The organism is Leptospira johnsonii (genome assembly GCF_003112675.1).
GTDB lineage: Bacteria > Spirochaetota > Leptospiria > Leptospirales > Leptospiraceae > Leptospira_B > Leptospira_B johnsonii.
The window spans coordinates 299,856-323,692 of record NZ_BFAY01000006.1; the positions used below are offsets into that span (position 1 = coordinate 299,856).

Here is a 23,837-nt window from a genome sequence, read left to right on the forward strand (position 1 = left end):
TTCGGATCGAAATCCGAAGAGAACTCGAACAAATTAGTGACTCTTAGGGGCGTTTTTCCCCAGGATATTTTTGTTCTTCTCCTCTAAAGCTTTAGTATCCTCAGGTTTAGGATATTTAGGTCTTGAATGAAGACTAGAAAGAAGAACTTCCTTAAAGGAGAATTTTACGACTTCCAGATCGCCTAAGGTAAGTCCGCATTCGTCCAATTGGTTTTCCGCCAATTTACTGTTCACGATCTTAGTAATGAGAATATCTAAAGATTCGGGAGTTACTTCTTCCAAGGATCTACTTGCAGCTTCCAAACTATCGGCGATCATCACGATCGCAGTTTCCTTTCTTTGAGGTTTAGGTCCCGGGTATTGGAAGTCCGCTTTTTTAAGTTTTTTCTTTTGAGCGGGGGAAAGTTCCGCAAGCGCTTTATGATAAAAGAACGCCATGGTAGAAGTTCCATGATGTTCCGGAATAAAATCGATCACTTCTCTTGGAAGCCTAGCCTTCTTAGCCATTTCAATTCCATCCAGGACGTGATCGATGACTATCTTTGCAGCTTTTGCAGGATTATTCTTATCAATGTTTTCCTTTTTAGGGATCAAGTGTTGGTTCTCTACGAAAAATCCTGCATTCGGGATCTTACCGATATCGTGAAAATACACGCCAACTCTGGTCAAAAGCCAATCCAATTCCAAATTTTGGGAGGCTCTTTCGGACATAGCAGCCACTAAAAAAGTATGGGTATAAGTAGAAGGCGCCTTGGTCAGCAATTCCTGCAGTAACGGGTGTCCTGTATCCGCAAGTTCCATCAGCTTAAATCTGGTAGGAATATTGAACACATACTCATAGATAGGAAGAAGCAGCTGAGTCAAAGTGGAACAGACGAATCCGTTCACTAAACATAATAAATACAATCGGAATATATTCGATTCCCAAAGGTCTCTCAAATGAGAGCCGGACGGAACAGCCACCCAATAATTCCTAGAATCGAACAAATACCCGGAAGAAGAGATGAGCATCTGGACCAAGGCCATATAGAACCCGGCCTTGATAAAATCGATCCTCTTTCTCATCTTTCTTCCATAAGTTGCCGCAACTACAGTCATTACGAAAGCAAGAATGAAAGAAGTCGGATTATACCTGGAAGCAGCGAACACGAAGAACGAAAGGAAGAACCCAATCGCGATCGATAATTGTTCGTCATAGATCATAGATAGAATGAGACAAACCATTCCGGTCGGGATCACAAGAGCGAAGTAAAAAACCGAATCGTAACTGTTCTCAAAGCTGAAAAATGCCTTGGATGCCAAATAAGTCCAGAGCACCAAAGACCAGATCAACGTGAACACGATTACGTTACTCGAAACGTCATTTAAACGTTTCGGATTGTATTTCTTCAGGAAGGCATATACTATAATTACAAAAATGGATTGTATAAGAAGAATGGAGATAATGGACGCGATATTTGCACGAGTAGCGTATCTATTCACTATCAGCAATCTCTGATAGATATCCGGAGTGATAATCTCCCCCGCTTTTACGATGGTTTCTCCCGCGTTGATCCTGCTGCTAATAGGCTCCGTTCTATCCATAACGGCTTGCTTTTGGTTTTTAGTTTCTTCCGCGTTGTAAGTACAGGCAGGATTAGAATATACATAAGTCAGCGCGAGCTTTTGGATGACTGAAAGAAGCTGAGGATCTGTGGCCTGCAACTTCTCCGCTGCCAAACGGTTTAGAGTTTCTACCGTTGCACTGTCCCTATACAAATACATACGAGGAATTACAAGTGCTCCCTCTACCGAGGAAATCTGCTCCTTATTCCCGCTCGCACCTGAATTGCGAATCCTTGCTTCCGCTGTTCGGATCGCAGAATAGTCGTTAGGTTGGTCCCTCAAAATACAAAAATTAGAAAAAACTAAATTACTATATTGTTGGACGAGATCTCTGACCCTGGACTTGCCCGGAGTTTTAAGTAGGAGCTCCAACTCTTCTTTGGATCTGTTTTTCCATCTAGGGACTGCAGCCAATAATTCTGCGGAAGTTTTCACTTCTCCGGTAGGTTTTGGCTCCCTGTATTTCTCCATATCCTCTTGGATAGCAGGGCGAATGACTTCGGCTAAAACCCTATAATCTCTATCGAAAAAATTAGGCGCGGATTGGAAGGCCTTTAGTCTTTTGGCTTTCGTTTTTTCTTCGTCTTCATAAACTATATCTTTGGTTGAGACGACCTTATCCAGAGCATTCTTGCCTTCAGAATAAGGACCGTCTTGAGAAAGATTAATTTTGTCCTGACCGAAAAACGGGATCGCCAGCATCCAGGTCACGATGATCAGAGTGATCGCCGTGAGGATTACCTGGAATTTTCTCACGAAAGAAATTGGACGGATCTTGGTCAAGGTATCCGTGATCCAAGCCATTCCTCTTTCTAAAAGTGATCCCAGTGGAAACATTACAATTCCTCGAACTTCCTCACGATGGTTTCTACCAAAGGATGTCTAGTGATATCTTCTTTTCCGAAAAACACCTGACCAATTCCTTCGGTCTGTCTGAACAAGTTTACCACACGATCGAAACCGGATCTACCATGTTCTAGGTCGACTTGGGTCACGTCACCGGATATACACATCCTGGAATTGCGGCCCAAACGGGTCATAATCATCTTAAGCTGCGCAAGAGTACAGTTTTGGGCCTCGTCCAAAATGATAAAACTTTTGGAAAGTGTCCTTCCTCTCATGAATGCGACCGGCGCGATCTCTATTTTAGTAAGTGCGATATATTCTTGGGTTTTTTCGAAGCCGATACATTCGTTCAAAGCATCGTATACAGGACGAAGATACGGGTCCACTTTTTGGTTTAGATCCCCGGGTAAAAATCCAAGATTCTCTCCTGCTTCTACCGCAGGTCTTGTCAAAACGATCTTATCCACGATCCCATTTTGCAAAAATCTGCAGGCCATTGCAACCGACAGGAATGTTTTTCCGGTTCCTGCAGGGCCGATCCCGAAAGTGATCAGATTATTTAAGAAAGATTGAATATACTTTTCCTGGTTTTTGGTCCTGGAATAAAGATGTTTTCCCTTGTATGTGGTAAGTATCTTCTCTGTAGGCTTGAAGGGTTCATCTTCCGACTTACGCTCTTCCTTCTTCCTTTCACGAGTGGCTTGTTTAAGAAGATAACCGAAATCGAAGGAATCCGTAAAATCCCGATCCGGTCTGTCCCGATAATTGGTTTCCAATAATCTGAAAAAATCCAGGGCGAATTCGACCTTTGTGGAAATTCCTTCCACTTGAAAACCGTTTCCCCTAGGGATTAGATCGATCTCCAATTGTTTTTCCAAATTTCTGACGCCCGCATCGTTGATCCCGCAGATCTTACGATACAGGTCTTGGTTTTCGAAAGTAAACTGTTCTTTCCTGATACGATTAAACCTTTATCAACCTAAGCTTCAATTCTTGGAGCTGTTTCTCTTCCACTTCAGACGGACATTCGCTCATTAAACAAACACCCTTCTGGGTTTTAGGGAATGCGATCACATCTCGGATGGATTTTCCACCAGTCATCAGCATCAAGATCCGATCTATACCGAATGCAATTCCTCCATGTGGAGGAGCCCCGTATTCCAAAGCTTCCAATAAGAAGCCGAATTTCTCTTTAGCTTCCTCTGGTCCAATCCCCAAAGTGGAGAAGACTCGATTCTGCACATCTTTGGAATGGATACGAATGGAACCTCCACCGATCTCTACTCCGTTCAGCACCAGATCGTAGGCCTTTGCGAGTGCATTTCCAGCTTCTTTTTGGAGTCTTTCCTCGGAAGAAAAAATGTCCAAACTGGAATCTCCAGGAGAAGTGAACGGGTGGTGCAAAGAATCCCAGCGTTTGCTGTCCTTGTTCCACTCGAACATCGGAAAGTCCACGATCCAGGAAATATGAAAGCTTCCTTCTGCAGGTTTGTCAAATCTTTCCGAGAGTTTCAGACGAAGTGCACCCAGAGAATGGTTTACTATTTCTCTTTCGTCCGCTCCGAAAAAGACCATGTCCCCTTCTTTTGAGCCGACTGCACTTGCGATTTTGGAAAGAGCTTCCGGAGTGAATCTTTTTGTAATAGTGGATTCTAATCCTTCTGCCCCGTGTTTCATGTAAGCGAGGCCTTTCGCTTTATAATCTCTATTCAACCAAGCAGTTAGATCTTCGATCTCTTTTCTGGAGATCACAGAACCGCCCGGAACACAAACCGCTTTTACGACTCCGCCGTTTGCAACTGCACCAGCAAATACCTGGAAATCGGAATCTTTTACGATCTCGGAAACATCTACCAGTTTCATTCCGAAACGAAGATCAGGTTTATCGGAACCGTATTCTTCTATGGCTTGTTTATAAGGCATTCTGGAGAATGGACCCTTGAATTCCAGACTGAATACATCTTTCATCACTTGGGAGAATAGACCTTCTATCTCGGAAAGGATCTCTTCCTGGGAAACAAAAGAAAATTCCATATCCAACTGAGTGAATTCAGGTTGTCTGTCCGCTCTTAGGTCTTCGTCTCGGAAACATTTTACGATCTGGAAATATCTCTCCATTCCTCCCACCATCAAGATCTGTTTGAAGATCTGAGGAGATTGAGGAAGAGCATAAAATGAATTCGGGTTTAGGCGAGAAGGTACCAAAAAGTCACGCGCTCCTTCCGGAGTGGACTTATTCAAGATCGGAGTTTCAATCTCTACGAACTTGCGAGAGTTTAGATAATTACGAATTGCGAATACGAACTCGTGACGTTTTAACATCCTGTTCTTTAGTTCGTCCCTTCTGAAATCCAAGTATCTGTATTTGAGTCGATTCTCTTCCGAGATCTCATCGAACTCATCCAAGGAGAATGGAGGAGTTTTTGCTTGGTTCAGGATGATTAGATGATCCACTACAAGTTCAATTGTCCCGGTTTTCATCTTGGGATTGATACTTTCCGCATCGCGTTTTTTGAGCTTTCCTTGGACAGCGATCACGTATTCCGAGCGGATCTTTTCCGCAGCCGCAAAGTTTTCTCCCAGGATCTCTTTACGCAATACTACTTGCAGGATCCCTGTTCTGTCTCGGAGATCCACAAAGATAACTCCGCCTTGGTCCCGGAATCGAAATGACCAACCGAATAGAGTGAGAGTTTTTCCTTCTTGGGCGTCAGTGGTTTCTCCCGCCCAGGCTCTTGTTTTATAACCTTCTAAAATCCAATCTTCCAAAGAAATTCCAGTTCCTTATTTTGTATTATAAAAACTCGTTCCAAAACTTCTTTTGGAACAGACAAAATCCAGGCCGTCATTTCGATTAATAAAGACGACCGGTAAAATCCCGCAGTCGGGACTACACGTTATCAAATCTGGAAAGTTCAGGTCGGAAGGCAAGTGGAAAAGAACCTGTTGGTCCTGACCTGTTTTTGGCGATGATGATCTCCGCCATTCCCTTCATTCTAGGATCTTCCTCTTCGTCCTTTCCCTTCTCTCCCCGATAGATGAATGTAACGATATCCGCGTCCTGCTCAATAGCTCCCGACTCCCTTAAGTCCGCAAGTTGGGGTCTTTGGTCCTTGGATCTCTGCTCAATGGATCGGTTCATCTGAGAAAGTGCGATAACAGGACATCTTGCTTCTTTGGCCATCTGTTTGAGTGCCCTGGAAATTGAGGACACCTCTTGCTGCCTTCCTCCGTCCCTGTTTTTGGGATCGTTCATGAGCTGTAAATAGTCCACAATGATGAGTCCAAGGTTTTCGTTGGTAAGAAGTTTACGGACCCTTCCCTTAAAATCGTCCACACTCAGCGCACCGGAATCATCGATATATATTGGAGAAGAAGTTACCTTAATAATTGCATCAATCAGTTTGGGGGCATCCGACTTGGTTACTTCAGAACGTTTTAATTTATTGGATTCCACCTGAGCATAAGAGCAGACCAATTTGAGTAGGAGTTCCATCCTACTCATCTCTAAGGAGAAAATCACCACCGGTCGGTTATGGATCAGAGCCACATTGGATGCGATATTCAAAGCCAAGGTGGTCTTACCGTTACCAGGTCTCGCAGCTAAGACCATCATCTCGTATTCTTTTAAACCGGAGGTCATCTCATCAAATTGGGTAAAATTCGTTCGAAGGCCTTTGATCTGGCCTCGGCTCTCCATGATCTCTTTGATATATTCGGAAAGAGCCGCCTTGTCCCCGGCAACTGGAAGAAGTCCTTTTACATCCGCAGATCTGGAGACTTCCGTAAGGCTTTGTTCAATTTGATTGAATACGGACTCGTTTTCGCCCGGTTCTTTCTGGATCAGCTCCAGGGCGTTCATTAATAATTTGGAATATTTTCTTCTTTCGGAAAGACGTTTAATCCTTTCCGCATAATAACCCAGAGGATGGGAAACTACTGAATCCTTATAGAGAGAATAAATATACTCGTATTCTCTTTCAGGATCTTTGAGTAGAGAGTTTTCTTTTAAGAAGTTTAGAACGGAAACCGGATCTACTGCGGTCCTTTTGTCTACAAGGTCCAGAATCGCCTTGTAAATCCTTCTGTTTGTATCTTGGTAAAAATCCTCAGGAACGAGGGGGATATCGATTAGATTATCCGCTCCTTTAAGAAGCAGAAATCCGAGAAAGGACTTCTCGGATTCCAGTTCGAACAAGGAGTCGGCTTGCATTCTTGTTCCGGCTTACGCTTCGGTAGAAACGACTTCCTCTTTCTTCACATGTACTGTGATAGTCGGGAGGATACCTTCTGCAAGACGCACTTTTAATTTATAGGAACCTAGGTTACGGATAGGCTCTGGGAATTCGATCTTACGTTTGTCTAGCTCGAATCCTGCGGTTTTCAACAAAGCTGCTACATCAGCAGGAGTTACCGCTCCAAAAAGTTTATCCCCGCCTCCGGTTTTAACGGAAATTTCAAATTCCTTTCCGTTCAATCCGCCGGATATGGATTCCATATCTTTTTTGCGTTTTTCTTTTTTAAGATCCGCAAGTTTCTTCTGGTGAAGAGCCATTTTGGTCTTACCTTCGGAAGCTCTTACAGCAAGTCTTTTAGGAAAAAGAAAATTACGAGCGAAACCATCCGCTACGTCCTTAACGTCTCCCGCATCTCCTAAGTTAGAAACATCTTTTTGTAATATTACTCTCATTTGTTTCTCCTCAGTTCACTTTAAACGGCAGAAGACCGATGCTGCGCGCTTTGCGGATCTCTCTCGCAAGGATCCTTTGGTATTTTGCAGAAGTTCCGGTAATTCTTCTTGGAATGATCTTACCACGGTTTGTGATAAATCTTTCCAGAAGTTCGGTGTTCTTATAATTGATCTGCTTAGCAAGTTCAGGGTCTGCAGTGAAACGGCAAACTTTCTTTTTGTACTTGTTTTGTTTTTTAGGCGGGCGTCCTCCGTCTTGGTCTAAAGGCATGCCCTCAGCAGTGATTTCCTGCTTTATTACTTCTTCTTGTACTTCATTATCTGACATGATTGTTGTCCTCGTTAAAAAGGTATATCGTCGTCCATTCCGGAACTTCCATTATCATCTTGAGCAGATGAATAAGAAGAAGCTCCGCTACTTGCGGAAGAGCCGTACTCTCCGCTTCCATTCTCCCTAGCACCTATCATCTGGAAATTTTCCACGACGATACGAATGCGGGAGGCCTTCTTGCCTTCCATGGTTTCCCAGGTGTCCTGCTTCAGGCGTCCCTCGATCACGAGTTGTTTTCCTTTCTTGCAGTATTGCTGGATGATATCCGCGCCTTTTCCCCAAGCCTCGCAGTCGAAAAAATGAGTTTCCTCTTTTTTCTCTCCGCCGGTTACATAAGTGCGACCGTTAGCTAAGGAAAAATTCACAAGGGAAGTCCCGTTTACGGTTTTAAATTCCGGATCACGGGTCAGGCGCCCAACAAGGGTCACCCGATTGATATCGTTAGCCATTGAGGCGGACGATCATAGAGCGAAGTAAATTTTGGTTTAGTCCAAAATCCCGCTCTACCTTTTCTAACGCGGATTGTTCTGCATTCACTTTAAAGTGAGTGAATATTCCGTAGTCTTGGTGTTGGATCGGATGCCAAAGTTTCTTTTGGCCCCAATCTTCTTCTGCGGTCACGTTGATGGAATGCTTTTTGAAGATCTCAAGAACTTCAGTTTTAGCTACTTCCTTCGAGGTAGAACGCGTGATTGTGGTAATCTCGTAGTTTCTCAAAAGTTTCTCCTATGGGAAAATGCCCGTCTGCGCTATGCGGCGAGCAGAAGAACCGAATTTTGTCCTATTTTCGGCTTTAGGGGCAAGGGGTCAAGTGGAATAGATTTGGGCGTCTTAGCTTCCAAAAAGGTTCTAAGGCGTAATTAGAATAATATTCCGAGGACCTTCTTTATTTCTAATTTTCATTTTCGAAACCATTCTTTGAGTCTCCCTAAAATGCGATGGAATCTCTTTTCTGTCCCATGACCTTATGTTTCATGAATTCTGCTTGCAGTTTCATGAAATTGGCCCGCTATATTCTGAGAGGTCCAGAATATGGCGAATTTACAAGTCAGGGACATAGACGATCGACTCTACGAAGCATTAAAAAGGAGGGCCGAAATGGAACACAGATCCGTAAGCCAAGAAGTAGTTCTTCTGATCGAGAACTATCTAGCACACGACAATAAAGAATCCGAACGTAAGACCTTGGGTTTCTTAGAATTATCAGGCTCCTGGGTGGATGACAGAAGTCCAGACAAGATCGTAAAGGACATACGCTCCTCTCGGACCAAGAACACATTAGGAAAGGATGCAGATGAGCTATTTGATTGATACGGATATCATCATTTATAGCCTAAAGGAAGACCCTATTGTTCGGCAAAATTTTTTGGACCGTAAAAATTCCATTAAATCAGTCTCGGTAATCACTTATGGAGAACTGATCTTTGGAGCCCAGAAATCTACTTACAAGGAAAGAAATCTGGCTACTGTCCGAAGAATTGCCGAACTTTTTCCGGTGATTGAGTTAACCGAAGGAATTATGGAAACTTACGGAGAACTCAAAGCCATTCAACAGAAAAAAGGAAATACTCTGGAGGATTTCGATCTGCTCATTGGATCCACAGCTTTGTATTTGAACTATACCCTAGTTACAAATAACGAAAAGCATTTCCAAGAAATCCCAGGACTAAGGATAGAGAACTGGGCTAACGTTGCTTAGTCTAATTCCACCCAACCTCTATCCCCGTCGATCCGAACCTTAGTACCCAAATCCTGGGAAAGGACCGCGACCTCTTTTAAAAAATTCTCGGCGTCCTTTCCTTCAAGCGGTCGAACCAAATGATCTTCGTTCTGGAACTTTCCGAAAATAGGAACAAGCTCGATATTGATCAATTTGCTTTTTTTAATATGAAGTATTACGATTAAGTTATGATTTAAGTAGGCGTTCCTACTTCCGAAGATCAGATTTCCCAGAGAATAAAATACGATCGTATTTCCTATTTTTTCGATACCTTGGGGAATATGAGGATGATGACCTACAATAATATCCAGTCCACCGTCTGCAAAGGTCTTTGCGATCTTTCTCTGCTCAATCGTAGGAAAAGGAGAATATTCCACTCCCCAATGCAGAGAAAGTATCCTAAATTGTTTTGTTGGAGAATTCGTTTTAGATTTTCTATCTTTTTTAGAACTTCGAAGTGAGTTCAGTTGGAATTTTTCCAACTGGAACTTTTTCAGGATTAGTTCCGGATCCAGAGGCATAACACCGGGACCTTGTCCAGCGTAATGTGATCTACCTTCGGCTACATTAGTGGCAGAATAAATTCTAAGATAAGTATCCTTCCCTTCCCAGATCCAAGGGCGAAAAGCGGACTCTAAATTTTTTCCGGCACCGATGGATGAGATCTTTCTATCACCTAAAAATTTGAGAGTTTCTTCCAATCCTTCCGGGCCGTGATCCATTGCATGATTATTCCCTAGAGAAACAAGATCCACTCCTAAAAAGCTCATACTTTCCAGATCGGATTCTTTTGCTTGGAAGACGTAAGCCTTACCATGGTCCCAGCTTTTTTCGGAGACTACAGGAGTTTCTAAATTTAAAACTCTTAGATCCGCACTTTCAAAAACGGATTTTAAACCTTTGACCGGGGCCAATTCTCCCTTGGATTTGATCGTGTCACGGATCCCCCAGTTAAACATCACGTCCCCGCCCAATAGAACTTTTACTACTTCGGGATCTTCTTCTTTTCCGAATAATTTTTCTATTTGGGTTTCGAGCTTATCTACGATACTTGTTTGTTCTTCAGGAAGTTTTTCAGAGCCGGAAGAATTTTCCGGAACTCCAGCGCAGTAAAGCGTAACTAAAAATGGAAAACAAAAAAGGATCCGAATCGCAAGGAAGAAGTGTTTTTGAAAAAACGACATGTTTCGGGACAGTTTTAGGTCCCGTTTCGTTTTCGGAAATAAAATACTGAAAAAAGAAAATCTTTAGGGAGATTCTTTAGAAATAAACAAACTGTCGATTCCCTTTGCCGGATCGATTATATTCAAAAGACAGGACGTAAATCCAACGACAAAAAAGGTATCATTCAATCCCAAGACCACATCTCCAGCACTTACGTTACATTCTGTGGAATCTTGTAAATATTTCAAATTCGACCAAACAAGATTTCCGTTCGTATCGTATTTCGCCAGAAAAGAGCTCTCTATTGCGTTATAGAAAAGTATTTTTGTGGCAGTGATCGTTCCGGTAATATATGAATTCCCACTCGGATCTACGCTGATTCCAAAACCTTGGGTTTCTGCTCGAAAAAAGGAAGAAAAGTCAGGATTCCCGAAAAGCCTTGTCCATAATTTATCTCCATCCTTATTATATTTTGCGATAAATGTATCCGTAGTTCCGATCGGAGTCTGATCATCTAATTCTCCGGATGTATTACCAACGATATAAATGTTTTGATCCGGATCTAAAGCAACATCTGCAGCTAAAGAAATCTGGTCAGGAACGCCTAATAATCTAGCCCAAAGTTTATCCCCGTTAGAATCATACTTAATTAATAACGCATCTTCTACCCCGATCATGGTTTGATCATCAAAGCCACCTTGGGCTGCTCCTACAAAATAAATCTCTCCATTTGGATCAACCGTAAGATCTCCAGCAACCGATTCGTGATTGTCCGGATTAGAATTACGGGACATTCTCGCCCATATTTGGTTTCCATCCGGGTCGTATTTGACCATAAAATAACAATTATTTCCGCCTGGATTCGTTTCTCCAAAGAAGGTATCCGCATTTGTAGTTCCTACAACGTAAATATTCCCAAATTGATCGGAAGAAATTCCTCTTCCTGTAGAAGTCCCGAAATGAAAATCCGTGTTACTTCCTCCACCGATCATTCTAGTCCATTTTTTATTTCCATCTTTATCATATTTTACTAAATAAGCATCTTGGTATCCGATTTTATTTTGCCCATCTATAGTATCCACAACCGTCATTCCGGTATTAAAAATGTTCCCCTCTGGATCTGATGTTATCGCAAGACCGAAGGTGCTTCCTTTTGAAAAGTTTTTTGGACCTCCACCAAAATGCCGGGTCCAAAGCCTAGTACCTTCTTCGTCATATTTAGTTACGAAAGAATCCATTTGGCCGAGAAGAGGTTGGCCACCCAAATTTCCTTCCGTAAATCCTGTAGCGAGTATATTTCCCTGAGGGTCGCTCCCTGCCGCGAATCCCCAGGTAGTGCTTCCAAAAACTCCGAAAAATTTTGGCCAGGGTTTTGAAGGTCCGTTAGGAATTGGAGATTCTGAAGAATTACCGAAAGAAAGAGCGAATGCAGATATAAGATCAGGCTGTTCAGATCCGCTACAAGAAATGGAAAGGAAGGAAACTAACAGGATAAAAAGGGCGTTCTTCTGAAAAGCGGAATTCATGCATGGACAACAAGCGACCAACTTGACTTTCCGGAATTTTCATATAATCCATGTTAGGTTCATTCCGTCTTTTTTAGTGTTCATTCTCAAATTATATTCTTCCAAGGCGATTTTAGGATCAGATCACTGGAAGATCAAAAATCCCAAAAGAACCAGAACAAGTCCCAAGATCCCGATCTTCACACCCACTTTGGCCATATCCTTAATCTCGAAACCTCCCACCGCATATGCTACCGCATTCGGAGGAGTGGACACAGGCAAAGACATTGCCAAAGAAGCGCCTAACGCAGATCCTAAAACTAACTGGATCGCGTAAGATTCATTGCCTGGTAGCAACAAGGTAGCGACAGGAAGAGCCAAAGGAACCAGAAGATTTGCTGTAGCAGTATTGGATAAGAATGTGGAAAGAAAAAGTCCGATCGAGAAGAAGATCCCAAGCACCCAAAGACTTTCTCCCGGACCTGCTTGTTTACCGATCAACTCTCCAAACCAAGTCCCTGCCCCACTTTTTTCAATTCCCGTTCCGAGAGCGATCCCACCCGCAACTAAGATCAAAACATCCCATTCCAAAGAACGTAAATCATTGGATTCTAATATTCCAAATGAAGTAAAAAGAAGAAGTGGAAATAGAGCAACTACTCCCGCAGGGATACCATGAAATGATTCGGTTAACCAAAGAAGGACGGTTACCAAAAAACCAAACAAAACAAATCTCAGTTTTTTTTCTGAACCTTCTTCCGCAATTATTTCATAACGAAGAGAAAGACTTAATCCCTCGCTGGCAGGAAAAGCTCTAAGAAGCCAAAACCACGCGGCAAAAAGTAGAACGACTAAAAGAGGAACCGCAATAAGCATCCAGCTCCCGAAAGAAATAAATTCTCCGTATCCTTGGTTTTTCAGATTTGCAAATGCGATCACATTGGGAGGAGAACCGATTGGAGTTCCTATCCCACCTAAATTCGCTGCGAAAGGAATTCCGATCAGGACCGCTTTTCTGAATTTTTCGTCCTTATCCAAGACCATGAGCAACGGAAATACTAATGCTATCATCAAAGATGCGGTGGCAGTATTACTCATCCAAAGAGAGATAGTTGCAGAGATACACATAAGCCCAAGTAAAACGTATTTGGGAGAAGTTCCGAAATAAGGTAGAACCCGATTGGCTAACCAACGATCCACTCCCACTTTCACACAAGATTTTGCTAAAGCAAAACTTCCCAAAAACAAAATTACTGCGGAATCTGCAAGCGATGCCAAAAACACTCCGGGAGCACTTGGTTTTCCAGGACCTGCATATTGTTTTAAGAATTCCCATTTGCCCGGATTAGAAAAAAGAATAACCTCAGAAAAAATGATCAAAATAGAAGTGGCATGACCCGGAATAATTTCAAAAATCCATAAGCCAGCGGCGATCAGAAAAATAAAAAACATCCCGCCCACCGAAGGAGGGAGGTAACCATAAAAGGAAAATACAATAGGAACACAGGCAAGAAGGATGGAAAAAATAAAACCAACGTATTTCAATTTCATATATGTTCTAAAAACCTAATATTATAATCGTTTCTAATCTATTCAAAAATGATCGTTCTGTTTTGGAAGATCATCACTCTATCTTCCAAAAGCAAGCGAAGAGCCTTTGACAAGACCATCTTCTCCAGATCCCTTCCGTAAAGAACCAAACGTTCCGGAGAATAGCCATGGTCCACGTGACAAACGTCTTGGACTAAGATCGGTCCCTCGTCCAAATTTTCGGTCACGATATGAGCAGTCCCACCTATTATCTTCACTCCACGTTTATAAGCCTGCTCATACGGTTTGGCTCCTACGAATGCAGGCAAAAAAGAATGATGGATATTTAATATTCGATTCTCCCATTTTTTTACGAATTCCGGAGTGAGTATTCTCATGTATTTTGCGAGCACGATCCAATCCGGTTGGAGTTCCTTCAAATAAGAATCCAAGTGTTTTTCATGTTCTTCTCTGCTCATCCCTTCGCTGGAAATATAATGAAATGGAAGTTTAAAGTCTCGGACCAAGTCCCCTAAAATTTCGTGATTGGAAACCACAGCCTGGAGCTCCATGGGTAATTCTCCGTATCTCCAACGAAGAAGAATGTCTCCCAAACAATGAGGCTCTTTCGTAGCGAGTAAGACCACCTTAGGAAATCTGGGATTGGATAGAGTAAGTTCCGCATCTTTCGGAAGGATCTTTGCAAGTTCGGAAATAAGACCTTCTTCTTTTTTGCCGTCTTCGAGAGAGTATTCGGTTCTCATAAAGAATACCTTCTCCAATGGTTCCACGAACTCCTGGTTCCCGACGATATTGGCTCCGATATTCGCTAAAAATCCAGTGATCCTATGGATCAGCCCTGCCTCATCTTTGCAGCGGATTAGAAGTACTCTGTTCTTTTTCAGATTGGGTTCCGGGTTCAAAATTTCTCCTTTCTGGACGGAAAGAATTGCCTAAGAAGTCTAAAATTTCGGCTAATCTTCTTTCCAAACCGGAAAAGGAATATCTTCTTTTTTCCTCTCAAAATCCCGTTTGGGGCAGGAATCTGCGAAATCCAGGGATTAAATTGGCTCCTTCTACCATTGGCACTCGACAACAAAAAGTGCCAAATTTTGTGAAAAATAATTGAAACTTTTTCCAATATTAGCACTCTATATATGTAAGTGCTAAATAAGCCCAGGAGGCGATAATGAGACACCCAAATTTTTTTAGCGAAGTCAGAAGAATTCAAAACAGATTCCATAATTTATTCGATCCAGTCTGGGAAGGCGGGCAGGTATATCCTACTCTAAATGTGTATACAGACCAAGACAAGATCACAGTAACCGCCGAGGTTCCGGGCCTTTCTCCAGAAGATCTGGACATTACTGTGGCTCATAACCTTCTCACCATCTCAGGTGAATGGAAGGAATACACACAAGACAAACCTCGTAGAATAGAAAGAGCCAGAGGCAAATTCCAAAGAAGACTAGAACTGCCAGTAGCAGTAGACTCCGAGAAGGTAGAAGCATCTGTAAAAGACGGAGTTTTAACCTTAGAGCTTCCAATTCTTGAGAGCGAAAAACCAAGAAAGATCCGCATCGAAGCAAAAGGATAAGGAGAAAAAAAATGAGCGTATCAGAATTACTAAAAACAGAAGAAAAAGCCGCAACTGAGCAAGAAAGAGCCGAGAGACCAAGGCCGACCTACACTCCTTCTACGGACCTGTATTCCAACGAAGAAGAACATCTTCTCGTCCTGGATCTGCCAGGTGTAAAAGAATCCGATCTGGAAATTTCTTTGGAGAAGGACGAGCTCAGGATCTCTGCAAAGACCAGCGCCTCCGAACCGAAAGGAAATTTAAGATATTCGGAATACGGAACTGGAGATTATAAAAGGACCTTCCTTTTGTCTGAACCTGTGGATGAAGATAAAATTTCCGCAGTTCTCAAAAACGGGGTTCTACAGTTAAAGCTGCCTCGAAAAAAACCTTTGAGTAGAAAGATAGAGGTAAAAACTAACTAATTGTTTTTCAGCAAATCCTTACTTGTCAAACCGGGCTTTTCGGCCCGGTTTTTTTTTGCCTCTGCGCTTCCTTTCGGTTTTCCTGACTTTATGAGGACTTTTCTATTACTTACATGTTCCAATTTATTCATGACCTTTGCCTGGTACGGTCATTTGAAATTTTTTAAGGACTTTCCCATTTGGAAAACCATCCTGATCTCTTGGGGGATCGCATTTTTAGAATATTGCTTCATGGTTCCTGCAAATCGTATCGGATATGCGGAGGACGGCTTAAGCGGGTTCCAACTCAAAATACTTCAAGAGGTGATCACGATCACCATTTTTGTGGGATTTGCAATTTTGGTCTTAAAGGAAAAAATGAAATGGAATCACGCAGTCAGCTTCTTTCTGGTGATCCTTGCAGTAGTATTCGCTTTTTATGATAAAGAGTAATCCTATCTCGTATGGAGACGACGAAAATCTAAGAGATATTTAGCCGGTCACAAAAGTTCCCTGATTTCCTTAGCTAATTCTTCTCCCTTGATCCCGGTTGGATAAGCTCTCAGTATATTTCCAGTTCGATCCACTAGATATATAAAGAGAGTATGATCCATTCCATATTCTCCATTCCCTTGGGGAATTTGGGTCTTTTGGGAGAATACTCCAAAACCTTTCTGCAACTCTCCGATCTGATCCTTCCCACCTGTTAAAGCCACGAGTTCTTTTCCAGGAAAATGAGAAATGTATTTTCTTAATACTTCCGGAGTGTCTCTTTCCGGATCGATTGTGATAAAAACTGGAGTAATATTTTTGGAATCTTCTTTTAAGGAAATAAATGCGTTCTCTATATCGTTCAAAGCCATAGGACACATATCAGGACAATGAGAAAATCCGAAATAGACCACGAACAAATCCCCTGGTAATTCGGATGGCCTAACGGTCTTCCCTTCAGTATCTTTTAGAATTGCAGTCTTCCATTCCGCTACTGGAGCCTCGGAAGCGAATTTAGAAGAAGGCTTCTTCTTCATATAATATCCAACTCCGAAACCGACTCCTAGAATTAAAAGGGAATAAATTATATTTTTATAATTCGTTTTTAAAAAATTCATACCGCTACTATCCAACCCATTGCTCCCCTGTCCGCCATATGGGTCTGGTGAGGATGGAACATATATCTTCCTCTTTTAGTAAGTGTAAACTCTACGATTGCTCTTTCCGTTTGACCAAGAGTGATCACATCAGTATGTTCATCTGGCACAAGTTTGGTTCCGGTCCTATATACATCGAATGTTTGTGAATGAAGATGGAAAGAAGCGACAGGATCATGCTCCGTCATATTCGCAATATACAATCTTACTTTTTTTCCCACAGGGACCTTGATAGGAAAACGGTCATAATATCCTGCGATACCGTTCCAAGCATAGATATCATTTCTACCGGACTCTTTCAGATCCCAACCTGCAAGTATCAACATGAACTCTAAGGCGGGAGGTCTTCCACCGGGAGGATCGACTATAAATCCTCCATACAAACCTTTGGACATATGGCTCGCTAACGGAGGAACATGGCAATGATAAGGATGAAAGCCGATCGGACCTGCAGTGATCTTATACACTCTTTCCGCTCCCGGAGCGATCGGTTCCCAACCGTCTTGCCCAGGATCATGGGTTCCGTGAAAATGAACCGAGTGAGGATGATTGGAATGATTCCTAAAAAGAAGTTCCATCTCCTGACCTAGTCTTGCACGGATTACTTTTCCCGGAACAACGCCATCGAAGGTCCAAGCATCCACCACCGTGTTATGAGCCACAGTCAATGGCATTTCTATAATATTGGTCTCTGTACGGAACTTGGAACCGGAAGGAGCCTGAGGGATCGTAGTATTCAATTCCATCCTGGATAATAGTTCGGCGTTTGCGAACATCGGAGGATGGATCATACTTCCGTAGGAATTCCCACCTATTGATCCAGGTAGTCGGATAGAAGGATTCGGGGAAGAAGAAGCCGGTCCCGGAACAGAAGACCCAGTCCTACAAAGAGGATCTTCTTTTTTACCCGAGGTAATTCCGGCGATCCCGGTACCCGCAGCGAGTCCGGCACCGCCGATCCCTAACCAACGAAGGAATTCCTTCCGATTCATAACAACTTTTCCGTTTTTTAGAATCTTGCGATCGTGGAGATCAGAAGTGTTAAAACCAAAAGCCCGATCCCGCCATACACAAGGCTGTTCTTTGCCCAAGATGGGATCTTAGAACCGCCGACCAAATGATAGGCTCCTGCCCCGAATAAAGGGACAAGGATGATCGCTGCAGTCCACAAACTTCCTTTCTTAGGATCCACATCCTCTCTTTTAGACAAATCGATCAGGGCCAAGGGAGCCCAGAGAGCGAATAAAATGTAGAAAATATAGTATCCGTAAAAGTTGAAAAGTAAGGTAAAAAATCCTGGATCGTAAAATTGAGCAGTTTCCATAAGTAACTCCTTAGTATATTCTAAAATTATAATGTATCAATTTTCCTAAGTATCAACCCGCTCCCACGTTTCCTACGATGGTGAATCCAAGATAGAAAATGAAGGCCAAGGAAGCTCCGAATCCTGCAAACACAAGAGTGAATCTCAAGTATTTAGGATAGGAAGATTTGCCAGAAAGAAGATAAGCTCCACCTCCGATATAAGGCACCAAGGAAACGAATGCCAACCATACGTATTTGCTCGGGCTTATTTCTGATTTGGAAACCAGATCATAAACACTCAAGCTGACCAAACATACGTAAAGAAGAAGTGGAAGTAAATATCCGAACCAACGGAAGATCACTATCTGAATATCCAAAGGTTTTGGTACCGAGAATCCACCAAGAACGTCCCCGAATTTTGGTTTTCTTTCTGCGAGGATTTTGGCCGCTTCTTCCGGAAGTTTTACTTTATCCAGATCTAAACCGAAATCTTCGAAAGGATGGATCGCAGGTTTAACAGGAGCAGAAACTCCGCCAGGAAGATTCGTTTGAGGAGGAGGAACCGGTTGGTTCTTCCAATCTCCGCTCGGATAAATTCCGTGAGTTGCATCCACCATCAAAGAAAGCGCGTTATAGGCTGTGAAAATCTCTCCGCCCATAGGAAATCTGATCCCTGAACCGCAAGAATTCGTTTTTTCTAATAAAGGAGGGACAGAGGTTTGGAATTTATTATTAGAGAAACAGTTTCCAATACTGATCGGCCCTGCAAGGGTCAAGTCTCCGAAACCGGAAGAATGCACAATGTTTCCTTCCACAACGTTCCTATGAGAGAACCAGAAATTCTCATCCAGGTTTGGGAAGATCGCAATCCCGTGGTTATCATGTCCGATCACTACGTTATTCTTGATAACATTATTGATACCGCCTGCAATCAAGATCCCTGTTCCGTAAGTAGGATATTCCAGAGGTTTGATTGGAGCAGTCAGGTTATTATTGTCATAGATCAGGTTTCCGATGATGGTGGTCTCTCTTTCCGGAGGAAGAAGTTCCCTATCCAAAGAATTCGGTCCTAAACCTACGATATTGTTTCTCCAGATGGAACTGATGATGTATAATTCTCCTCCAGCGTTCGTTCCGGAATAACCCAGGGCACTATTCTCGGAGATCACATCATAAAGGATGGCTTTACAAGGATAACATTGGCCCACATAAATTCCCGCGTCAGGAGATCCGGAAGCATAAGAATGTTCTAATACTCCGTTCACTGAATCGAAAGCGTAAATGCCGTAGTCCCCGTTATTATAAGCGGTAAGATAAGAACCTCTATATCCTTTTACACCAGTCCAAAAAAATCCGTTTAAGGTGGAGTTCCTCGCAGTCATGTTTTCTACTGCAACTCCATTCGCTCCCACAACGATCACACCATTCGCTCTTTGGAATTGACCGTCTAAGATTACTTTATTTCTATCCGTTCCCCTTAAGGTAAGAGAAGGAGTAGTGACCACCACTTCTTCGTAATATACACCTTCGTCGACCAGGATAAGATCTCCCGGAGAGGCAGCATCCACTGCGTTTTGGATAGTAGGATACATTTGTGGAACCTTACGAGTGGTTCCGGAAAATTTTTCGGCGACCTTCCAATCCTTACCGGCTCTTGCCGCAGGATTATAAGCTGCATTTCCTACTACTATATCACCAACCATTCCGCTCTTTCCATCAGGAGAAGCGTGAAAGCTACAGTAATAAGGAAAAACTCCCTCTTTAGGATAAGTGATCTTTACCTTGGCGCCCCTAGGCATCACGATATTACCGAAACTCTTTTCGGTAGACCAAGACTTGTCCACAGCGATCGCATTGTGAGGGTTTGCCCCCGAATTGACAAATTCTATCTGACCACCGACAGGGATCTTTTGCATAGGGGGAGAAAATGCATTATCCACCATAACCACATGGGCAAAACCTTCCGTTGCCTCTCCTTCTTTGCTACTGCAAGAAGAAGCGAAGGCTCCCATCAAAATTCCCAGGACCAATAGCCCTAGAACGGGAACGTATCTTTCTTTTAATTGAAACTTAGGCATCGGAATTCCTCTCCTCATATTCGAAGTATCCGGGAATTTCACCCGAAATATGCCTTTTTTAAAATGTGAGCTTTTGCTCACTTTTCGAGTATTTTCGCATATCGCTGTGACGACACAAGCATTTTTCTGAGATTTATAATCGAGCAAATGTTATAGAAACCTTCTTCTTCTTAAAAGCTAAAAAGATGTCAGGAAAACTCTTTTTTAGATTCCGGATCCTTTCCAGCCAGACCCCAACCTGTCCATCCAGTAAGTAAGGAAAACAAAGGAGAAAGTAAATTTAAGAATGCGTAAGGAAGATACACAAGTGTAGGAACTCCTAATGCAGTTGCCATAAAGGAACCGCAGGAATTCCAGGGAACTAAGGCAGAGGTCATTGTTCCCGAATCCTCTAAGCATCTGGAAAGATTTCTAGGATCCAATCCTTTTCTGGCATAAGCTTCCTTGAACATTTTGCCCGGGACCACAATCGCGAGGTACTGGTCCGCGCAGAATAGATTGGTCCCCACACAGGTAAATACCGTAGCAGTGAACAAGGAACCTCTGGCTTTGGCCCAGTTTAAAACCTTTTCTGCCAGCACCTGGGTCATTCCACCTCCCTCCATAATCCCCGCATAAAACATAGCGGAGATGATGAGCCAAACAGTGGAAAGCATAGAAGACATCCCTCCCCTCGATAATAATCCGTCCACGACTGCGTGTCCAGTTTTAACCTTAGTACCTTCAGAGGCGGCCGAGACAAAATTTTTAAAAGCGGAAGAAGCTGCGTCTTGAAAGTTTAAAGAATTTGCATATATATTGGATTGGGTCAGAACAAAACAAACTCCTCCGCTCAAGATCCCAATGAAGATAGAGGGAATTGCAGAAACCCTAAAATAGATCAGAAAAAAAGTAAGAAGTGGAGGAAAAAGTAAAACCCAAGAAATTTGGAATTCGGTTCTCAATGCGGAGATCACGGGACCCGTTGCAGTTTCCGTTTCCCCCTGGCTTCCGTCCCAGCCTAAAAATCCGAAAGCCAAAAGGCAGATCCCGAAAGCAGGCAAAGTAGTCCTGGCCATATTACGGATATGTGATAAAAGAGAAACTCCAGTGATGGAGGATGCAAGATTCGTTGTTTCCGAAAAAGGAGAAAGTTTATCTCCGAAATAGGCCCCTGAGACAACTGCTCCAGCAACCATTCCCAAAGGTTTTCCAAGTCCCGCTCCCACTCCGATCAACGCAACACCGATAGTGCCTGCAGTGGACCAAGAGCTTCCAGTTGCTAAAGAAACAACGGAAGATAAGATCAAAGCGGAAGGTAAAAAGATCTCAGGCTTTAATAATTCCAGTCCCCATACTATAAGTGCAGGAACGATCCCGGACCGGATCCAAATCCCGATCAATGCTCCTATCAAAAGTAAGATGAGTATCGGTTGCAAAACGTTTCGAAGAGAATCCAGAACTGTGTTTTCAATTTTCTCCCAAGAAATTCCTCTGAGCCTGGAAATTCCCGCAGAGATTGCACCTGCGCTGAATAACAAAATCTGAGCCGGTCCTTCTGCGATCCCCCCTCCGAATAAATATCCTGCAATACTCAAAGAAAGGATCAAAAATCCAAGAGGAAATAAGGAGATCCAAAATCCTGGTTTTTCGTTCATCCCGGAAAATCCTCAGGCAAACTGGATCTGATCTTCGTTTTTATTCCTGTAAATGGATGAACGAATATTAGAGAACTGGAATGCAAAGCCTGTCGATTCATTCCAAGTTTCGAGATAAGATCCGGATCTTTTCCTTCTATAAACTCCAGAAATGCTCCCTCATCCTTACCGTAAATTTTATCCCCGAGCAATGGAAATCCCAAGGAATACATTGTAGCTCGAATTTGGTGGAGTCTCCCCGTTTTAGGAAAACAATATACTTTAGAAAAGGGAACTCCCTGGAGCATACCTTCTCCAATTTTTCGAAATGTAGTCTCACAGGTTTCCGGATTTTCTTCCGGAGTTTCTAATTTTTGAAAAGAATTCTCGGAGACGAATTTTCTTTTTTTACGGATCAAAGAAGAAGGATCCGAAATCAAAAATCCTTTCGCTCTAAGGCGGGTAGGAAAACTCCCCCAGACATAAGAGATATACGTTTTGTTTACCTTTCTTTTGGAGAATAAATCGGATAATTTAGAAGCAGCTTCGGAATCCTTTCCAAAAACCACTACTCCGGATGTTTCTCTGTCCAATCTATGAATGGTATAAATTTTTTCGAAACGGGGATCTTCTTCTAATAGATCCGTAAGATTATTTTTTCTATATCTTCCGGCACTATGGATCGGGATATCTCCCGGTTTTTCTACCGCGATATAACGTGAATCTTCGTATAAAATTTTGAAATCAGTTAGTATAGGTGGTTCGAAACTTTCTCCTGGAAGATAAAGTATCTCGTCCCCTTCTTTTACGGAATAAGAAGGTTTTGCAGGTTTTCCCTGGACAAGTATTTTACCTTCTTCTAATATTTTTCTCCAATTGGATCTGGATTGGTAAGTAAATCTGGAAGCTAGAAATACATCCAATCTGGAACCGGCCTCTTCTTTTCCGATCTTTGTTCTGAGACCTTCCTGTGTAGGAGAATTAGACAGACTCTTCTTCTCCTTCGAAACCCATATCCGGTATTTCTTCCGAAACCGCTTCCATTTCCGGAGGCGATTCCTCTTCAGGAGGAGGACCTGGATCCGGGACGCTCGATTCGGGGGCCTGGGAACCTTCTCCCGGTCCTAATCTTGAATCCACGAATTGGTTGAGCATCTCTTCTTCTTTAGAATTCAAATTGAAGAATTGTAAACCGATACGAAACATTTTGTCTGTGTTCGTGATATTTCGAATAACGGCTCTATAAGTGCCCTTGAGTTCTTGGTTCATTTGCAGATCGAAAAGTAAAATTTCCCCTACAGCAAAACTTCTGGAAAAGAATATGGATTGAGGATGGAAAAAACCAAGTCCGCTTCTACTTATATCTTCTGCGATACATCTTTCCTTAGATTCCTGGAAGAATCCGGAAGCGATCACATCTCTGGAAATTGCGGCTGCAAATAATGTGATCTTATTATAATCTTCCGTATCCATAGGTTTGTCCGAAAGGACTTGAACATATCCGAGAGGTGTATAATTTTTATAACGGATTAGAACCGAAATTTCGGAAACAAATCTGGATTCTATCTTATTCAATGCGAGAAGTTTTAGATATTCTTCGATCGGAACGAAATTTTGTCCCGCTCCGCCTGAACTTCTTTCCAAACGATTGGTAACAAAGATGGATTGTTCAAAATTATACATGATCCGAAGACGGTTATCCATCCGATCCGAAAAATAGATCAAAGAATCAGGATAGGTTTCCTTCATTTTTTTGGCATGCTTTTGAAGGATAGTCTCTACTATTTTATCAACAAAACCTAATGAACGTCTTAAGTGAAGTTGGTTGATGAGATTTGTGAGAATGATAGGTTCTCCGCCCCCGCCTTCCAATTCCACCCTGCCTTGGGCACGTTTTGCCTCGCTGACCTTTACCGCCTGGATCCTAAGTAATTCCAGTCCATTGCCCGTATTTCTTTGGACAACTGTAAAGACTCCGTGGAAAAAATGATTATTGTGGGTGAGAAATAGTATCCTGGTCTTCTCCCCATCCGCTTTTCCAGGGAAAGAAGCCAGAAGATAGAGACCGTCTTTGATCCCTACGATTTTTGCGGGATAAGACCTGCCCTTAATTTCCACAGAAACCGGCAGTCTCGCAAACAATGTTTGGAGGATTTTAGTCAGAGCCTCTGTTTCTTTGACAGTCCTATCCAAACTTTCCTCCTAAAGGATTCCTTATCCGTCGGCAAGGAATCCGAGTTTAACGGCTCCCTCGTTTAGGGAAAGGAAATTACTGGTTCCAATGAATTTTCCGGATCATTCTTCTTACTTTTTGAA

Annotated in this window: 24 protein-coding genes; 5 read left to right on the forward strand and 19 right to left on the reverse strand. The window is 42.6% G+C overall.

The features are described from left to right. Window positions 1-33 precede the first annotated feature (33 nt). The 8 genes from LPTSP_RS05040 to rpsF all read right to left on the reverse strand — a co-directional run bounded on the left by LPTSP_RS05040 (window position 34) and on the right by rpsF (window position 8,189). Window positions 34-2,442 (reverse strand): HD family phosphohydrolase, encoded by a 2,409-nt coding sequence (locus tag LPTSP_RS05040; RefSeq protein ID WP_108927721.1) that lies wholly within the window; start codon window positions 2,440-2,442, stop codon window positions 34-36. Further along, the gene (locus tag LPTSP_RS05045) at window positions 2,442-3,410 is read right to left on the reverse strand and encodes a PhoH family protein (protein ID WP_108927722.1); all 969 of its coding nucleotides are present in this window, start codon (window positions 3,408-3,410) and stop codon (window positions 2,442-2,444) included. Before LPTSP_RS05045 ends, LPTSP_RS05040 begins: the two co-directional genes overlap by 1 nt. Before the next feature lie 4 nt (window positions 3,411-3,414). Continuing rightward, window positions 3,415-5,220, reverse strand: a complete 1,806-nt coding sequence (gene aspS, locus LPTSP_RS05050; protein ID WP_108927723.1) for an aspartate--tRNA ligase — start codon at window positions 5,218-5,220, stop codon at window positions 3,415-3,417. A gap of 121 nt (window positions 5,221-5,341) precedes the next feature. Continuing rightward, entirely contained in the window at window positions 5,342-6,664 is a 1,323-nt protein-coding gene (gene dnaB, locus LPTSP_RS05055) for a replicative DNA helicase (protein WP_108927724.1), read from the reverse strand. Window positions 6,665-6,676: 12 nt separating this feature from the next. Beyond that, window positions 6,677-7,141 (reverse strand): 50S ribosomal protein L9, encoded by a 465-nt coding sequence (rplI, locus tag LPTSP_RS05060; protein WP_108927725.1) that lies wholly within the window; start codon window positions 7,139-7,141, stop codon window positions 6,677-6,679. 10 nt (window positions 7,142-7,151) lie between these two features. After that, on the reverse strand, window positions 7,152-7,469 hold the full coding sequence (gene rpsR, locus LPTSP_RS05065; protein ID WP_108927726.1) for a 30S ribosomal protein S18: 318 nt from the start codon (window positions 7,467-7,469) through the stop codon (window positions 7,152-7,154). A 14-nt stretch (window positions 7,470-7,483) separates the two neighbouring features. Next, entirely contained in the window at window positions 7,484-7,921 is a 438-nt protein-coding gene (locus LPTSP_RS05070; RefSeq protein ID WP_108927727.1) for a single-stranded DNA-binding protein, read from the reverse strand. Next, complete coding sequence (gene rpsF / locus LPTSP_RS05075) at window positions 7,914-8,189, reverse strand: 30S ribosomal protein S6 (RefSeq protein WP_100707052.1); 276 nt, start codon at window positions 8,187-8,189, stop codon at window positions 7,914-7,916. The genes LPTSP_RS05070 and rpsF overlap by 8 nt, the downstream gene beginning before the upstream one ends. A gap of 315 nt (window positions 8,190-8,504) precedes the next feature. Between rpsF and LPTSP_RS05080 the strand changes: the two genes are divergently transcribed. Both LPTSP_RS05080 and LPTSP_RS05085 read left to right on the forward strand, forming a co-directional pair. Next, a complete protein-coding gene (locus tag LPTSP_RS05080; RefSeq protein WP_008592560.1) occupies window positions 8,505-8,783 on the forward strand; it encodes a FitA-like ribbon-helix-helix domain-containing protein in 279 nt (92 codons plus the stop codon). Further along, window positions 8,767-9,171, forward strand: coding sequence for a type II toxin-antitoxin system VapC family toxin (locus LPTSP_RS05085; RefSeq protein ID WP_108927728.1), 405 nt, complete (start codon window positions 8,767-8,769; stop codon window positions 9,169-9,171). Before LPTSP_RS05080 ends, LPTSP_RS05085 begins: the two co-directional genes overlap by 17 nt. On the opposite strand, the gene LPTSP_RS05090 is transcribed toward LPTSP_RS05085, so the two are convergent. From LPTSP_RS05090 to purU, 4 genes are all read right to left on the reverse strand, one after another. Next, the gene (locus LPTSP_RS05090) at window positions 9,168-10,376 is read right to left on the reverse strand and encodes a CapA family protein (protein ID WP_108927729.1); all 1,209 of its coding nucleotides are present in this window, start codon (window positions 10,374-10,376) and stop codon (window positions 9,168-9,170) included. The genes LPTSP_RS05085 and LPTSP_RS05090 overlap by 4 nt on opposite strands. A 63-nt stretch (window positions 10,377-10,439) precedes the next feature. Further along, the gene (locus tag LPTSP_RS05095) at window positions 10,440-11,882 is read right to left on the reverse strand and encodes an SBBP repeat-containing protein (RefSeq protein ID WP_108927730.1); all 1,443 of its coding nucleotides are present in this window, start codon (window positions 11,880-11,882) and stop codon (window positions 10,440-10,442) included. Window positions 11,883-12,005: 123 nt separating this feature from the next. After that, window positions 12,006-13,412 carry an SLC13 family permease gene (locus LPTSP_RS05100; RefSeq protein ID WP_108927731.1) on the reverse strand — a complete coding sequence of 469 codons (1,407 nt, stop codon included), beginning with the start codon at window positions 13,410-13,412 and terminating at the stop codon, window positions 12,006-12,008. Between the two features lie 38 nt (window positions 13,413-13,450). Continuing rightward, window positions 13,451-14,314 (reverse strand): formyltetrahydrofolate deformylase, encoded by an 864-nt coding sequence (gene purU, locus LPTSP_RS05105; RefSeq protein ID WP_108927732.1) that lies wholly within the window; start codon window positions 14,312-14,314, stop codon window positions 13,451-13,453. 266 nt (window positions 14,315-14,580) lie between these two features. Between purU and LPTSP_RS05115 the strand changes: the two genes are divergently transcribed. The 3 genes from LPTSP_RS05115 (at window position 14,581) to LPTSP_RS05125 (ending at window position 15,827) form a co-directional block, all read left to right on the forward strand. Continuing rightward, window positions 14,581-14,988, forward strand: coding sequence for an Hsp20/alpha crystallin family protein (locus tag LPTSP_RS05115; protein ID WP_108927734.1), 408 nt, complete (start codon window positions 14,581-14,583; stop codon window positions 14,986-14,988). Window positions 14,989-14,999: 11 nt separating this feature from the next. Continuing rightward, window positions 15,000-15,395 (forward strand): Hsp20/alpha crystallin family protein, encoded by a 396-nt coding sequence (locus LPTSP_RS05120; RefSeq protein ID WP_108927735.1) that lies wholly within the window; start codon window positions 15,000-15,002, stop codon window positions 15,393-15,395. Window positions 15,396-15,485: 90 nt separating this feature from the next. After that, window positions 15,486-15,827: a DMT family protein gene (locus LPTSP_RS05125; protein ID WP_108927827.1), complete on the forward strand. Its 342-nt coding sequence runs from the start codon at window positions 15,486-15,488 to the stop codon at window positions 15,825-15,827. Between the two features lie 47 nt (window positions 15,828-15,874). Here LPTSP_RS05125 and LPTSP_RS05130 read toward each other — a convergent pair whose 3' ends face one another. From LPTSP_RS05130 to LPTSP_RS05160, 7 genes are all read right to left on the reverse strand, one after another. Beyond that, window positions 15,875-16,483: an SCO family protein gene (locus LPTSP_RS05130; RefSeq protein WP_108927736.1), complete on the reverse strand. Its 609-nt coding sequence runs from the start codon at window positions 16,481-16,483 to the stop codon at window positions 15,875-15,877. Then, window positions 16,480-17,514 (reverse strand): multicopper oxidase domain-containing protein, encoded by a 1,035-nt coding sequence (locus LPTSP_RS05135; protein WP_108927737.1) that lies wholly within the window; start codon window positions 17,512-17,514, stop codon window positions 16,480-16,482. Before LPTSP_RS05135 ends, LPTSP_RS05130 begins: the two co-directional genes overlap by 4 nt. Before the next feature lie 17 nt (window positions 17,515-17,531). Then, window positions 17,532-17,846 carry a PLDc N-terminal domain-containing protein gene (locus LPTSP_RS05140; RefSeq protein ID WP_108927738.1) on the reverse strand — a complete coding sequence of 105 codons (315 nt, stop codon included), beginning with the start codon at window positions 17,844-17,846 and terminating at the stop codon, window positions 17,532-17,534. Between the two features lie 52 nt (window positions 17,847-17,898). Continuing rightward, window positions 17,899-19,905, reverse strand: a complete 2,007-nt coding sequence (locus LPTSP_RS05145; RefSeq protein ID WP_108927828.1) for a plastocyanin/azurin family copper-binding protein — start codon at window positions 19,903-19,905, stop codon at window positions 17,899-17,901. Window positions 19,906-20,093: 188 nt separating this feature from the next. Continuing rightward, window positions 20,094-21,542, reverse strand: a complete 1,449-nt coding sequence (gene nhaC / locus LPTSP_RS05150; protein WP_108927739.1) for a Na+/H+ antiporter NhaC — start codon at window positions 21,540-21,542, stop codon at window positions 20,094-20,096. Next, window positions 21,539-22,537 (reverse strand): pseudouridine synthase, encoded by a 999-nt coding sequence (locus LPTSP_RS05155; RefSeq protein WP_174704430.1) that lies wholly within the window; start codon window positions 22,535-22,537, stop codon window positions 21,539-21,541. Before LPTSP_RS05155 ends, nhaC begins: the two co-directional genes overlap by 4 nt. Beyond that, window positions 22,503-23,714, reverse strand: a complete 1,212-nt coding sequence (locus tag LPTSP_RS05160) for a PilZ domain-containing protein (RefSeq protein WP_108927741.1) — start codon at window positions 23,712-23,714, stop codon at window positions 22,503-22,505. The genes LPTSP_RS05155 and LPTSP_RS05160 overlap by 35 nt, the downstream gene beginning before the upstream one ends. Between the last annotated feature and the right edge of the window lie 123 nt (window positions 23,715-23,837).

Bases quoted from the DNA above. Each gene is read 5' to 3' on its own strand.
- LPTSP_RS05040 (WP_108927721.1), bottom strand. From the start codon at position 2,442: ATGTTTCCACTGGGATCACTTTTAGAAAGAGGAATGGCTTGGATCACG.
- dnaB (WP_108927724.1), bottom strand. From the start codon at position 6,664: ATGCAAGCCGACTCCTTGTTCGAACTGGAATCCGAGAAGTCCTTTCTC.
- rplI (WP_108927725.1), bottom strand. From the start codon at position 7,141: ATGAGAGTAATATTACAAAAAGATGTTTCTAACTTAGGAGATGCGGGA.
- rpsR (WP_108927726.1), bottom strand. From the start codon at position 7,469: ATGTCAGATAATGAAGTACAAGAAGAAGTAATAAAGCAGGAAATCACT.
- LPTSP_RS05070 (WP_108927727.1), bottom strand. From the start codon at position 7,921: ATGGCTAACGATATCAATCGGGTGACCCTTGTTGGGCGCCTGACCCGT.
- LPTSP_RS05080 (WP_008592560.1), top strand. From the start codon at position 8,505: ATGGCGAATTTACAAGTCAGGGACATAGACGATCGACTCTACGAAGCA.
- LPTSP_RS05085 (WP_108927728.1), top strand. From the start codon at position 8,767: ATGAGCTATTTGATTGATACGGATATCATCATTTATAGCCTAAAGGAA.
- LPTSP_RS05090 (WP_108927729.1), bottom strand. From the start codon at position 10,376: ATGTCGTTTTTTCAAAAACACTTCTTCCTTGCGATTCGGATCCTTTTT.
- LPTSP_RS05095 (WP_108927730.1), bottom strand. From the start codon at position 11,882: ATGAATTCCGCTTTTCAGAAGAACGCCCTTTTTATCCTGTTAGTTTCC.
- LPTSP_RS05100 (WP_108927731.1), bottom strand. From the start codon at position 13,412: ATGAAATTGAAATACGTTGGTTTTATTTTTTCCATCCTTCTTGCCTGT.
- LPTSP_RS05115 (WP_108927734.1), top strand. From the start codon at position 14,581: ATGAGACACCCAAATTTTTTTAGCGAAGTCAGAAGAATTCAAAACAGA.
- LPTSP_RS05120 (WP_108927735.1), top strand. From the start codon at position 15,000: ATGAGCGTATCAGAATTACTAAAAACAGAAGAAAAAGCCGCAACTGAG.
- LPTSP_RS05125 (WP_108927827.1), top strand. From the start codon at position 15,486: ATGAGGACTTTTCTATTACTTACATGTTCCAATTTATTCATGACCTTT.
- LPTSP_RS05130 (WP_108927736.1), bottom strand. From the start codon at position 16,483: ATGAATTTTTTAAAAACGAATTATAAAAATATAATTTATTCCCTTTTA.
- LPTSP_RS05135 (WP_108927737.1), bottom strand. From the start codon at position 17,514: ATGAATCGGAAGGAATTCCTTCGTTGGTTAGGGATCGGCGGTGCCGGA.
- LPTSP_RS05140 (WP_108927738.1), bottom strand. From the start codon at position 17,846: ATGGAAACTGCTCAATTTTACGATCCAGGATTTTTTACCTTACTTTTC.
- LPTSP_RS05145 (WP_108927828.1), bottom strand. From the start codon at position 19,905: ATGCCTAAGTTTCAATTAAAAGAAAGATACGTTCCCGTTCTAGGGCTA.
- nhaC (WP_108927739.1), bottom strand. From the start codon at position 21,542: ATGAACGAAAAACCAGGATTTTGGATCTCCTTATTTCCTCTTGGATTT.